The organism is Afifella sp. IM 167 (genome assembly GCF_020144925.1).
Lineage (GTDB): Bacteria > Pseudomonadota > Alphaproteobacteria > Rhizobiales > Afifellaceae > Afifella.
This window is the reverse complement of sequence record NZ_NSLC01000004.1, coordinates 59,856-71,422: the sequence shown is the minus strand read 5'-3', so window position 1 is coordinate 71,422 and position 11,567 is coordinate 59,856. Positions and strand designations below refer to the sequence as shown.

The window sequence follows — 11,567 nt, the reverse complement described above, 5'->3', positions numbered from 1 at the left end:
CTGAATGCTGCGGTACGCGCTCAGACGGCTGGTCGGGATGATCCCGACGCTGTTCGTCATCAGCTTTCTGATATTCTTCATCATCGAGTTGCCGCCCGGCGACTATCTGACCAATCAGATCGCCGCGCTGCGCGCCGCAGGGGAGGGGGCGAGTGCCGACAAGATCGCCTTCCTGAGGACTGAGTTCGCACTCGATCGGCCCTTCCTGGAGCGCTATCTCATCTGGGTCGGCGCATGGCCGGGGCCGACCGGTTTCTCCGGCCTCATCCAGGGCAACTGGGGCTGGTCCTTCGAATACAACCAGCCGGTGGCGACGGTGATCGGCCCGGCGCTGCCGCTGACCATCATCCTCAACTTCGCCACCATCCTCTTCGTCTACGTCGTGTCGCTGCCCATCGGCGTCTACTCGGCGATGCGGCAGTATTCCTTCGGCGACTACCTCTTCACCTTCATCGGCTATATCGGTCTGGCGACGCCGAACTTCCTGCTCGGCCTCATCCTTCTCTACTATTTCAACGTCTGGTTCGGCATGTCGATCGGCGGGCTGATGGACCCGGTCTATGTCGATCAGCCATGGAGCCTGGCAAAGATTGGCTCAGTGCTTTCCCATCTCATCGTGCCGACCATCGTCATCGGCACGGCGGGCACGGCCGGCATGATCCGGCGGCTGAGGGCGAACCTCCTCGACGAGCTCGACCGGCAATACGTCATGACGGCCCGGGCCAAGGGGCTGCAGGAGCGCCGGCTGGTGGCAAAATATCCGCTGCGAATGGCGCTTAATCCCTTTGTCGCCGATATCGGCAACCTCATCCCCTCGCTGGTTTCCGGCTCCGTCATCGTCTCCGTCGTCCTCAACCTGCCGACGGTCGGCCCGATCCTCCTCGACGCGCTGCAGTCGCAGGACCAGTACCTGGCGGGCTTCATTCTCCTCTTCGTCGCGGTTCTGACGCTGATCGGCATGCTGGTCTCCGACCTCCTGCTCGCCGTTCTCGATCCGCGCATCCGCCTCGGAGGAAGCGCCCGCTCATGACCGAGGCAACGCCGCCGGAGCCCGGCCACTTCCCGCATTACGTCGACAAGGCGCCCTTCGATCCGGGCGCCGTGGAGGTGCTGACGCCCGCGCAGGAGCGCTTCTACTCCGCCTCCGCCTTCACCATCATGTGGTGGAAGTTCCGCCGCCATCGCCTCGCCGTCGTCTCCGGCATCGTCCTGCTGCTGTTCTATCTCTGCGTGCCCTTCGCCGAAGTGATCGCGCCCTACCAGCCGAACCAGCGGCACGTGGACTACCTCTATGCGCCGCCGCAGGGCCTGCACCTCTTCCAGGATGGCGAGTTCGTCGGGCCCTTCGTGCACCCCTACACAGCCTCGGTGAACCTCGACCTCCTGCGCTGGGATTACGAGCGCGACGAGACGGGCGTCGACCGCCTGCGCTTCTTCTGCCTGGGCGAGCCCTATCGTTTCTGGGGCCTCGTGGAGGGCCGTTTCCATCTCTTCTGCCCTCCCCTCGGCGGCACCGCTTTCCTTGCCGGCACGGACCGGCTCGGGCGCGACGTCTTCTCCGGCCTCGTTCACGGCGCCCGCATCTCGCTCACCGTCGGCCTCATCGGCGTCGCCATCTCCACCCTCTTCGGTGTCGTCATCGGCGGCATGGCCGGCTATTTCGGCGGCTGGATCGACTCGCTCGTCCAGCGCGTCATCGAGGTGCTGCGCTCGCTGCCGGAACTGCCGCTGTGGATGGCCCTCTCCGCCGCCCTGCCGGTGACGTGGAGCCCGATCCTGATCTATTTCGGCATCACCATCATTCTCGGGCTCCTGGACTGGCCGGGCCTTGCGCGCGCCGTGCGCTCCAAGCTGCTCGCCCTGCGCGAGGAGGAATACGCCAAGGCCGCCGTCCTGATGGGCGCCTCGCCGAGCCGCGTGATCTCGCGCCACCTCGTCCCGGGCTTCATGAGCCACCTCATCGCCAGCGCGACGCTCTCGGTGCCTTCCATGATCCTCGGTGAGACGGCGCTCTCCTTCCTCAATCTGGGTCTGAGACGGCCGACGATCTCATGGGGTGTCATGCTCAACGAGGCTCAGTCTGTGACAATTATCACAGTCTACCCATGGCTCGTTGCGCCAGTAGTGCCGGTGATCATAGTCGTGTTAGCATTCTCGTTCTTCGGCGACGGGCTGCGCGACGCGGCAGATCCGTACAAGTAGCAGGCATCCGTCGTCGGCGCCGGAGGGCTGAAGGGAAGAGCGGGAAGCCGTTGGACCGGAATTTCTTTCGCTACATCTGGCGCTATTCGCGCGCCCAGCAGCTGATCATCCTGGCGATCACGCTCGTTTCGTTCCCGATCCTCTACGTCACGCTCGAACTTCCGAAGATGATCGTCAATCAGGCGATCGGCGGCAAGGATTTCCCCAAGCAATATCTCGGCTTCGAGTTCGATCAGATCCAGTTTCTGCTGCTTCTGTCCTTCACCTTCCTGTTCTTCGTCGGCCTCAACGGCGTCGTCAAATACGTGATGAACGTCTACAAGGGCCTCGCGGGCGAGCGCACCCTGCGGCGCCTGCGCTACCAGCTCTTCGAGCGGGTTCTGCGCTTCCGCCTGCCGTATTTCTCGCGCACCTCCTCCGGCGAGATCATCGCCATGATCGCCTCCGAAGTGCAGCCGCTCGGCGGCTTCATCGCCGATGCGATCGCCGTGCCCGTCTTCCAGGGCGGCACGCTGCTCGTCTATCTCTTCTTCATCTTCATGCAGGACCCGCTCCTGGGTGGCGCGGCGGTGGCGCTCTATCCCGTCCAGGGCTGGCTGATCCCGCGCATGCAGAAGCGCGTGAACCAGCTGGCGCGCGAGCGCGTGCGCAATCTGCGGGAGCTTTCGGAGGATGTCGGCGCCGCCATCGGCGGCGTGCGCGACATTCACGCCAACAACACGGTCGCCTACCACCTCGCCGAATTCACCAATCGGCTGCAGAGAAATTTCGACATCCGCTATGAGATCTTCAAGCGGAAGTTCATGATCAAGTTCATCAACAATTTCATGAACCAGATCACCCCGTTTTTCTTCTATTCGATCGGCGGCTATCTGGTGATCAACGGGGATATCTCCTTCGGTGCGCTCGTCGCCGTCCTGGCGGCCTACAAGGACCTCGCCTCCCCGTGGAAGGAGCTTCTCGACTACTACCAGAGCCTCGCCGATACCCAGGTGAAGTACGTCTCCGTGGTCGAGCAGTTCGACCCGCCCGACCTTTATCCGGTAGAGCGCCTGCATGCGGAGCCGGAATTCGATCTCGATTCCTGCTCGCGCCTCGTCCTCAACCACGTCACCTATGCGGGCGAGGGGGCGGGCCAGGAGGTGAACGACATCAGCGCCGAGATCAGTCTCGGCGAACGGGTCGCCATCGTCGGGGCCGAATCCAGCGGGCGCACCCAGCTCCTGCAGATGCTGGCGGGTCTCCTCTCGCCCGTCTCCGGAAGGATCGAACTCGACGGCCAGTCCCTCGATGCCCTGCCGCAATCCGTCCTCGGCCGGCGCATCGGCTATGCCTCCGGCCATCCCTACATCCTCAACGACACCATCCGCTTCAATCTCGTCTACGGCCTCCTGCACCGGCCGATCGCGCCGACGGACGTCCTGTCGGAGGAAGCGCGCCGCCGCCGTCTGGCCGAGGCGATGCGGACCGACAACGCGCCTTACGAATACCAGAGCGCCTGGGAGGATCTTTCCGAGGCCGGCGTTGCCTCCGTGCGCGAGCTCGACATGCGCCTCATCGAGAAGATCAAGGCCTTCGGCATGAGCGACGAGGTCTATCGGATGGGCCTGCAGGCGCGCCTGCCCGATGCGATCGGAGAGGAGGCGCGCGAGATGATCCTCTCGGCCCGCGCCATGATTTCCGAAAAGGTGGGCGCGGGCGGCGGCAAGTCCGATTTCGTCGAATTCTGGAAGGCGGACGCCTTCAACCGCAGCGCCACGCTCGCCGAGAACATCGTCTTCGGCGTGCCGCGCGATCCGGCGATGACGCCGCGCCAGCTCGCCGAGATGCCGGCTTTCGAGACCGCCGTCGCCAAAGCGGGGCTCGAGGATCTGTTGCTGGCGGCCGGCCACAGCCTCGCCGAGACCATGGTCGAGCTGTTCTCCTCCGTCAGCGAGGGCAGCGACGCGCTCGCCACCTACTCTTTCATTCCGATGGAGGAGCTGCCGGAAGTGACCGCGCTGCTGCGCCGGGCGAAGGACGGGCCCGAGAAGCTGAAGCGCAAGGACCGCAATCTCCTCATCGGTCTTGCCCTGCAGCTCATTCCCAACAAGCACCGCCTCGGCATCGTCACGCCGGAGATCGAGGAGAAATCGGTCAAGGCGCGGCCGCAGGTCTGGGAGACGCTGACGGCGAGCGTCCCCGACGCTTTCGACTTCTTTTCGAGGGAGGCCTATTCCGAGGCGCTTTCGATCGAGGAGAACCTCCTGTTCGGCCGCCTCAGGGCAGACCGCCCGAAGAGCCGCGAGCGCGCCGAGACCGCGATCGCCGACTGCGTCGAGGAATTCGGGCTGACGCCGCTCATCCTGCGCGCCGGCCTCGATTTCCGCGTCGGCATCAACGGCTCGCGCCTGTCCTCCGGCCAGCGCGTCAAGATCGGCCTCCTCAGGGTGCTGATCCGCCGGCCGACGGTCCTCATTCTCGACGATCTCTTCAAGGGCGCGGGCGATCCCGGCGAGCGCCAGCAGCTGGAGAGGCTGCAGGAGATGGTGGAAGGCCGCACGCTCATCATCGGCATGTCGGGCAAGGAACTCGCCGACAGGTTCGACCATGTCATTGAAATGAGAGGTGGCGAGATCATTTCGGAAGAAAGGCCCCAGGCGGGGCCGACCGATCCGCAGGCCGGCGAGGCGGGCGCCGGCGAAGACGTTGCTGCAGAGTAGAGAGGGAGTGGGCAGATGAGCATGGAAGAAGAGGTGAGGGCGCTCTCGGCGGTGCCGATCCTCGCCAATGTCGACGTCTCCAAGCTCAAGCTGCTTGCCTTCATCAGCGAGCGGGTGGTCTTCCATCCGGGCGAATCGCTGTGCCGGCAGGGCGACGAGGGCGACACCGCCTTCATCATCCTGAAGGGCGCCTGCGAGGTGCTGGTCGACAGCGGCGGCGGCCAGAAGAAGGTCGCCGGCCTGACGCGCAACGACATCGTCGGCGAGATCGCCGTGCTCTTCGAGGTGCCGCGCACCGCCACCGTGGTGGCGACCGCCGAGACCGAGGCGCTGACGCTGTCGCGCGATCAGCTTTTCACCCTGATGAGGGAGTTCCCGGAAATGAGCTTCGACATCATGCGCGTCCTGGCGCGGCGCCTCGAGCGCACCACCCAGGACCTGGCGCAGCTGCGCAGCCAGCTGGCCCAAGACGCCGCCTGAGATGAGCGGATCCTCAGGCCTTTCCATCCGATTCTGGGGGGTTCGCGGCTCCTATGTGGTGCCGGGCCCGAAAACGGTGCGCTATGGCGGCAACACCTCCTGCATGGAGATCCGCGCCGGCGATGAATGCGTCGTCGTCGATTGCGGCAGCGGCGTGCACGATCTCGGCAAGGCGATGCTGGCCTCCGGCCGCAAATGCGTGACGGTGCTCTTCACCCACACGCATCTCGACCACATCTGCGGCCTGCCCTTCTTTGCTCCGGCCTACAAGCCGGACTTCCAGGTGCGCTTCATGGCCGGGCACCTTCTCGCCGACATCAAGCTGCAGGACATCTTCGAAAGGCTCATGGACCCGGTCCTTTTTCCGGTGCAGCCGGTGGTGTTCAAGGAATGCGCCTTCCATGACCTGAAAATCGGCGAGGCACTGCGGTTTCCCAACGGCCTTTCCGTCACGACCGAATGCCTCAACCATCCCGGCGGGGCGCTCGGCTACCGCTTCGACTTCAAGGGCCGCTCCATCGTCATCATCACCGACCACGAGCATGGCGAGCGCGGCACCGACGACGCCGTGGAGCGTTTCGTGGAGGGGGCCGACATCATGGTCTATGACGCTACCTACACGGACGCCGAATACCGCAGCCATGTGGGCTGGGGTCATTCCACCTGGCAAGAGGCGCTCAGCCTTTCCCGCAGGGCCGGCATCGCCCAGCCGGTCATGTTCCACCATCATCCCGAACGCTCCGACGACGAATTCGACCGGCTCCGGGAAGAGATCCAAACGCTTTTCCCGGCGGCGGAAGTGGCGCGTGAGGGCATGCTCCTGGAGGCCGATGCCGCCGCGCGAATGCTCGCCCGCCCGATGGAGGCCAGGGAGGCGCCGGTCGGCGGCCGATGAGCCGGGTCAGGCAGGCACTGCCGCAAAGCCTTCAACGGCAGATCGACGAACTCGACGAGAAGGCCGAGATCCGCATCGGCTGGGCGCAGCTTGCCCTCATCACCTTCTTCGGCTCCGCCTACCTTCTCCTGCCGCGCGCCGAAGGCACGGCCGGCTTCAATTTCGTGCCCTATGCGCTGGCGGGCTATGCCATCTTCACCATGCTGCGCCTCATTCTCGCCTACAGGCGCAAGCTCTTCGCCCCGCTCCTCGTCGTCTCGATCGTGATCGACGTGGCGCTTTTGACGGCGATCATCTTTTCCTACCACATCCAGTATGACGAGCCGGCCGCCTTCTACCTGAAGGCGCCGACGGTGCTCTATTTCTTCCTCTTCATCGCGCTGCGCGCGCTCCGCTTCGACCCGACGCTCCTCATCCTGACGGGTGCGCTCGCCGTATGCGCCTGGCTGTCGCTTGCCGGTTTCGCCATCTTCTTCGACGATCGTTTCGTCGGCATCACCCGCAACTATGTCGAGTATTCGAGCGGCAACCGGGTTCTCATCGGCGCCGAGCTCGACAAGGTCATCGTCATCGCCGCGACGACCTTCCTTCTCGCCTTCGCGCTGGTGCGCTCGCGTCAGCTTCTCGTCACCGCGGTGCGCGATCACGCGACGGTCGGCAATCTCTCCCGCTTTTTCGCCCCGGAGGTCGCCGAGACGGTGGGCAGCCAGGATCCCGACGATCTGATGCCCGGCACGGGCGCCACGCGCGACGTCGCCGCCGTCTTCATCGACATCCGCCGCTTTACCCAGATCGCGCGCGAGCTCGATCCGGACGACGTGATGGATCTCCTGACCCGCTACCAGACGCTGATGGCCGATGCGATCCAGCGCTTCAACGGCCATATCGACAAGTTTCTCGGCGATGGCATTCTCGTCACCTTCGGCGCGGTGAAGCCGAGCGAAAGCTACGCCGCCGACGCGCTCGGCGCCTGCTACGCCGCGCTTGCCGCGGCCGAAGTGCTGGACGGGGAGATGGGCTCCGGGCGTGGGCGCGCCCCGCTGCTGGTGGGCTGCGCCGCCGCCTGCGGTCCGGCCGTCGTCGGCGTCGTCGGCGGCAAGGAGCGGCTGGAGCACACGGTGATCGGCCCGCCGGTCAACCTTGCCGCGAAGCTGGAGGACGCAAACCGTGCGCAGGGCACGGCGGCGCTCACGACAAGGGCGATGCTGGAGATCGCGCGCGAGCAGGGCTTCACCCCGCCAGGCAGCATCGAGATGCCCGGGCTCTGCGCGGTCGAGGGCATCGCGGAGCCCGTCGATCTCGTCATTCTGGCCCCGGCGAAAACCGCTCCCCTGCCGCCTCCTGCCGCGAAGACGGAGTCCGCCAAAGACCCCGCGCTTGTCGTCAAGCGGCCGAGCCGTTCCACCTGAGAGCTTGGGCCTCTTGCCTGCGGCGCTTGTCGGGCGCTGCAGCCCGGCATACGCTTTCGGCAGGGAATCTGCGGGGGAGGGCAGTGTGACGTACCGGAAGGTCGGCGAAGAGGCCGCCGTCAGGCGCGGCCCGGCCCGCGGATGAGCGGGCACGTGATCATCGCCGGTGGGGCCTCCGGAATCGGCCTTGCCACGGCGAAGCTTCTCACCGGCTGCGGCTGGCAGGTGAGTGTGCTCGATGTGAGCCGCGATGCCCTGGCGGCCGCCGACGGCGAGCTTCGCGGCGGCGACGCGCTTCTGGTGGAGACGGATATCACCGATGAGGAAGCGGTCGAGGAGGCGCTGGACGAGGCCGAGGAGGCTTTCGGCCCGCCATTCGGCCTCGTCAATTCCGCCGGCATTGCCCGGGACGTGCCCTTCGAGGAGACGGATGCCGAGCTCTTCCGCCAGGTTCTGGAGATCAACCTCACGGGTGCCTTCATCGCGGCCAAGGCGGCCGTGCTGCGCATGTCGGATGGCGGCGCGGTGGTGAACGTCGCCTCCGTCTCCGGCATGCGCGGCAATGCCGGCCGCGTCGCCTACGGCGCATCCAAGGGCGGCCTGATCACCATGACCGAGGTGATGGCCGCCGAGCTCGGGCCGCGCGGCATTCGCGTCAACGCTGTGGCGCCGGGTCCGATAGACACGCCGCTCGTGCGCGAACTGCACAGCGCCGAGGCCCGCCGCATCTGGCGCGAGCGCATCCCCCAGCGCCGCTATGGCGATCCGGAGGAGGTCGCGGCCGCCATCCATTTCCTCCTGTCGGACGCCGGCAGCTACATCAACGGTCACACGCTTTGCGTCGATGGCGGCTTCATGGCCGCCGGCGTCCTGCGTCCCGACTGATCCGCATCATGGCCAATCCCGTACTTGCCGAGGTAACCCGCGGTGCCGTGGTGGAGAGCTTTCACCGTGGCGCCTTCGTGGTGATCGATGCGCAGGGAAAGTTGCGTGCAAGTGCCGGCGATATCGAAAGGCCCGTCTTTCCGCGCTCGGCGGTGAAGGCGATCCAGGCCCTGCCGCTGGTGGAGACGGGAGCCGCCGCCGCTTTCGGTTTCGGTCCGGCCGAGCTGGCCCTCGCCCAGGCCTCGCATGGCGGCGAGCCCGCCCATACCGCGCTCGCCAAGGCGATGCTGGAACGTGCCGGACTGTCGGAAGGGGCCCTTCTTTGTGGGGCGCAATGGCCGAGCCATGAGCCGACCAGCGAGGCGATGATGCGCCGGGGCAGGAAGCCCGGCCAGATCCACAACAACTGCTCGGGCAAGCACGCCGGTATGCTGGCCGTCGCCATGCATTCCGGCTTCGATCCCGCCGGCTATGTGGAGGCGGCCCGTCCCGTGCAGCGCCTCGTGCGCGCCGCGCTGGAGGATGTGACGGGCGCCGCGCATGAAAGCGCGACCTGCGGCATCGATGGCTGCTCCATCCCGACCTTTGCGGTGCCGCTGAAATCTCTCGCCCTCGGCTTTGCCCGCTTCGGCACGGGAGAGGGTCTGGCCGCCGGGCGCGCCGCGGCGGCCAGGAAGATCTTCGAGGCGGCGGTGGAATACCCGTTCCTTGTGGCCGGCAGCGGGCGCTTCTGCACCACCGCCATGGCCGCCCTCGGCCGCCGCGGGCTGGTGAAGACCGGCGCGGAGGGTGTCTTCTGCGCGAGCCTGCCCGAAACGGGGCTCGGTATCGCGCTCAAGATCGACGACGGGGCGACGCGTGGCTCGGAGGCGGCGATGGCGGAAATCCTCGCCCGCCTGGTGCCCGAATGCGCTCAGGGTGTCTCGCCCTGGAGGCCGTCGAAGCTCGTCAATCGCCGCGAGATTGCCGTCGGCGAGGTGCGGGCCGTGGCTGAGGCCTTTTCAGCCCTGGGCTGAGCTTTTGCCTGGCAGGTTCCGTGCGCGGGTCAGCGTGCGCCCGCCATGATGCGCGGGCCAAACGAGCGCTTCGCGGAAGATCGGGCTTCTCGGGCGCTCTATGCCCGGATGCACGCCTTCATGCGAGGCGTCGATCGTGCCGCGCAGGCCCATCGAACTCTCTTCCTGACACGCGGGCAACAGCAGGGCCGGCAGCGCGGCGACGGCGAGAATTGAAAAACGGCGCAGGAAATTGGAGCGGTGCATCGCCGGACCCTGCCCGATCGGCGCGCGCTTGGCGCGCATTGGGTTAAGACAAAGTTAATATACACAGGCAAAGTGGAGTGAAAATCCGCGGTGGGGGGGAGCGCGCCGTCCTCAGCCGAGCGCTGCGGCAAGCGCCTCTTCGGCCGCCGCTGTGGCGCTCGTCTCGCCGCTTTCCACGGCGCTCTCAAGCGCCTTGATGCGTTCCTCGGCCGGCCCGTGGAAGAGCCGCTCGGAAAGCCGTTCCTGCAGGATGGCGCGAAACCAGATCACCGCCTGGCGCCGGCGCCGCGCCGCCAGCGTGCCGGCCTTCTCGGCGGCCTTGCGAAACTCACCGATCGCGGCCCAGAGCGCATCGAGACCGGTATTGCTGAGCCCGGCCGTCAGGAGAACCGGCACCGCCCAGCCGTCGCGCTCGGAGGAGAGGATGCGCAGCGCCGCGCGCAGATCCGCCGCCGCATCCTCCGCGCGTCTCAGATTGTCGCCTTCCGCCTTGTTGACGCACAGGATGTCGGCGAGTTCGAGGACGCCCTTCTTCAGCCCCTGCAGTTCGTCGCCCGAGCCGGGCAGGGTGAGCGCCACGAAGACGTCGACCATGTCGGAGACGGCCGTCTCCGACTGGCCGACCCCGACCGTCTCGACGATGACCACGTCGAAGCCCGCCGCCTCCAGCACCAGCATCGCCTCGCGCGTCCTGGCGGCGACGCCGCCGAGTGTGCCGCCGGTGGGGGAGGGGCGGATGAAGGCGTTTTCGTCCTGCGCCAGCCGGCCCATCCGCGTCTTGTCGCCGAGGATGGAGCCGCCCGTGCGCGTCGAGGTCGGGTCGACGGCAAGGACCGCCACGTTGTGGCCGGCGGCGGTGAGGTTGGAGCCGAAGGTGTCGATCATCGTCGACTTGCCGGCGCCCGGCGCGCCGGTCATGCCGATCCGCACGGCGGTGCCGGTGAAGGGGCGGAGCTGTTCCATCAGCTCGGCCGCCTCGGCGCGGTGGTCCTCCCGGCGCGATTCCACCAGCGTGATGGCGCGCCCGAGCGCCCGGCGCTCGCCGGCCCGGACGGCCCTTGCCAGTTCATCGATCGGTGATGCGCTCCCGCCCATGCCGGTGTGGTAGCGGGCGGGGCCCGCGCGGTCCATGCCGCCGGGCGGGATGCGGGGCTTACTCCACCAAATCCCCGCTGCGAGCCGCTACTGGACGAAGACGGCCGTGCCGGAAGCCGACACCATCAGCATGCCGCCGCGCTCGCCGATGGAGATCGACTCATAGTCGATGTCGACGCCGACGACCGCATTGGCGCCGAGCGCACGCGCCTCCGCCTGCATCTCGGCAAGCGCCGTGTCGCGCGCCTCGCGCAGCGACTTCTCGTAGGCGCCGGCACGCCCGCCGACGATGTCGCGGATGCCGGCGAAGAAATCCCGGAAGATGTTGGTGCCGAGGATCGCCTCGCCGGTGACGACGCCGAAATATTCCCGGATGACGCGCCCTTCGAGGGTCGGGGTGGTGGTGCTGAGCATACGCGGCCTCTCCTTTGATGGCCGCAATCTGCCCGAGCGCGCCGTGCTTGAGAAGCGGTGCCCGCCCGCCCTTCACAGGAAGCGGCCGCTACGCGGCGGAATGCTCAAAATGGAACAGGAAGACAGTCAAAATACCATCGATAACTGACAAACATTTATTCAAAGAAAGTGAATACAACGCTCGACTTAAGATATACATAAACGACTGTTGACTAGTAGAAGT

Annotated in this window: 11 protein-coding genes; 8 read left to right on the top strand and 3 right to left on the bottom strand. The window is 66.4% G+C overall.

Annotated elements, in window-relative coordinates:
- Positions 1-4: 4 nt before the first annotated feature.
- From CLD20_RS07820 to CLD20_RS07785, 8 genes are all read left to right on the top strand, one after another.
- Positions 5-1,030, top strand: a complete 1,026-nt coding sequence (locus CLD20_RS07820; protein ID WP_224406059.1) for an ABC transporter permease — start codon at positions 5-7, stop codon at positions 1,028-1,030.
- Complete coding sequence (locus CLD20_RS07815) at positions 1,027-2,202, top strand: ABC transporter permease (RefSeq protein WP_224406058.1); 1,176 nt, start codon at positions 1,027-1,029, stop codon at positions 2,200-2,202. The genes CLD20_RS07820 and CLD20_RS07815 overlap by 4 nt, the downstream gene beginning before the upstream one ends.
- Positions 2,203-2,252: 50 nt before the next feature.
- Entirely contained in the window at positions 2,253-4,904 is a 2,652-nt protein-coding gene (locus CLD20_RS07810) for an ABC transporter ATP-binding protein/permease (protein WP_224406057.1), read from the top strand.
- A gap of 15 nt (positions 4,905-4,919) precedes the next feature.
- The gene (locus CLD20_RS07805) at positions 4,920-5,384 is read left to right on the top strand and encodes a cyclic nucleotide-binding domain-containing protein (RefSeq protein ID WP_224406056.1); all 465 of its coding nucleotides are present in this window, start codon (positions 4,920-4,922) and stop codon (positions 5,382-5,384) included.
- A 1-nt stretch (position 5,385) separates the two neighbouring features.
- Positions 5,386-6,279 (top strand): MBL fold metallo-hydrolase, encoded by an 894-nt coding sequence (locus CLD20_RS07800; protein ID WP_224406055.1) that lies wholly within the window; start codon positions 5,386-5,388, stop codon positions 6,277-6,279.
- Positions 6,276-7,688 (top strand): adenylate/guanylate cyclase domain-containing protein, encoded by a 1,413-nt coding sequence (locus CLD20_RS07795; protein ID WP_224406054.1) that lies wholly within the window; start codon positions 6,276-6,278, stop codon positions 7,686-7,688. The genes CLD20_RS07800 and CLD20_RS07795 overlap by 4 nt, the downstream gene beginning before the upstream one ends.
- 141 nt (positions 7,689-7,829) lie before the next feature.
- Positions 7,830-8,573, top strand: a complete 744-nt coding sequence (locus CLD20_RS07790) for an SDR family NAD(P)-dependent oxidoreductase (RefSeq protein ID WP_224406053.1) — start codon at positions 7,830-7,832, stop codon at positions 8,571-8,573.
- Positions 8,574-8,581: 8 nt separating this feature from the next.
- Positions 8,582-9,589, top strand: a complete 1,008-nt coding sequence (locus tag CLD20_RS07785) for an asparaginase (RefSeq protein ID WP_224406052.1) — start codon at positions 8,582-8,584, stop codon at positions 9,587-9,589.
- On the opposite strand, the gene CLD20_RS07780 is transcribed toward CLD20_RS07785, so the two are convergent.
- The 3 genes from CLD20_RS07780 to CLD20_RS07770 all read right to left on the bottom strand — a co-directional run bounded on the left by CLD20_RS07780 (position 9,575) and on the right by CLD20_RS07770 (position 11,344).
- The gene (locus tag CLD20_RS07780; protein ID WP_224406051.1) at positions 9,575-9,874 is read right to left on the bottom strand and encodes a hypothetical protein; all 300 of its coding nucleotides are present in this window, start codon (positions 9,872-9,874) and stop codon (positions 9,575-9,577) included. The two genes, CLD20_RS07785 and CLD20_RS07780, sit on opposite strands and share 15 nt — an antisense overlap.
- Before the next feature lie 72 nt (positions 9,875-9,946).
- Positions 9,947-10,966 (bottom strand): methylmalonyl Co-A mutase-associated GTPase MeaB, encoded by a 1,020-nt coding sequence (gene meaB, locus CLD20_RS07775; protein ID WP_224406050.1) that lies wholly within the window; start codon positions 10,964-10,966, stop codon positions 9,947-9,949.
- A 51-nt stretch (positions 10,967-11,017) separates the two neighbouring features.
- Positions 11,018-11,344, bottom strand: a complete 327-nt coding sequence (locus tag CLD20_RS07770; protein ID WP_224406049.1) for a heavy metal-binding domain-containing protein — start codon at positions 11,342-11,344, stop codon at positions 11,018-11,020.
- Between the last annotated feature and the right edge of the window lie 223 nt (positions 11,345-11,567).

Bases quoted from the DNA above. Each gene is read 5' to 3' on its own strand.
- CLD20_RS07820 (WP_224406059.1), top strand. From the start codon at position 5: ATGCTGCGGTACGCGCTCAGACGGCTGGTCGGGATGATCCCGACGCTG.
- CLD20_RS07815 (WP_224406058.1), top strand. From the start codon at position 1,027: ATGACCGAGGCAACGCCGCCGGAGCCCGGCCACTTCCCGCATTACGTC.
- CLD20_RS07805 (WP_224406056.1), top strand. From the start codon at position 4,920: ATGAGCATGGAAGAAGAGGTGAGGGCGCTCTCGGCGGTGCCGATCCTC.
- CLD20_RS07800 (WP_224406055.1), top strand. From the start codon at position 5,386: ATGAGCGGATCCTCAGGCCTTTCCATCCGATTCTGGGGGGTTCGCGGC.
- CLD20_RS07795 (WP_224406054.1), top strand. From the start codon at position 6,276: ATGAGCCGGGTCAGGCAGGCACTGCCGCAAAGCCTTCAACGGCAGATC.
- CLD20_RS07790 (WP_224406053.1), top strand. From the start codon at position 7,830: ATGAGCGGGCACGTGATCATCGCCGGTGGGGCCTCCGGAATCGGCCTT.
- CLD20_RS07785 (WP_224406052.1), top strand. From the start codon at position 8,582: ATGGCCAATCCCGTACTTGCCGAGGTAACCCGCGGTGCCGTGGTGGAG.
- CLD20_RS07780 (WP_224406051.1), bottom strand. From the start codon at position 9,874: ATGCGCGCCAAGCGCGCGCCGATCGGGCAGGGTCCGGCGATGCACCGC.
- meaB (WP_224406050.1), bottom strand. From the start codon at position 10,966: ATGGACCGCGCGGGCCCCGCCCGCTACCACACCGGCATGGGCGGGAGC.
- CLD20_RS07770 (WP_224406049.1), bottom strand. From the start codon at position 11,344: ATGCTCAGCACCACCACCCCGACCCTCGAAGGGCGCGTCATCCGGGAA.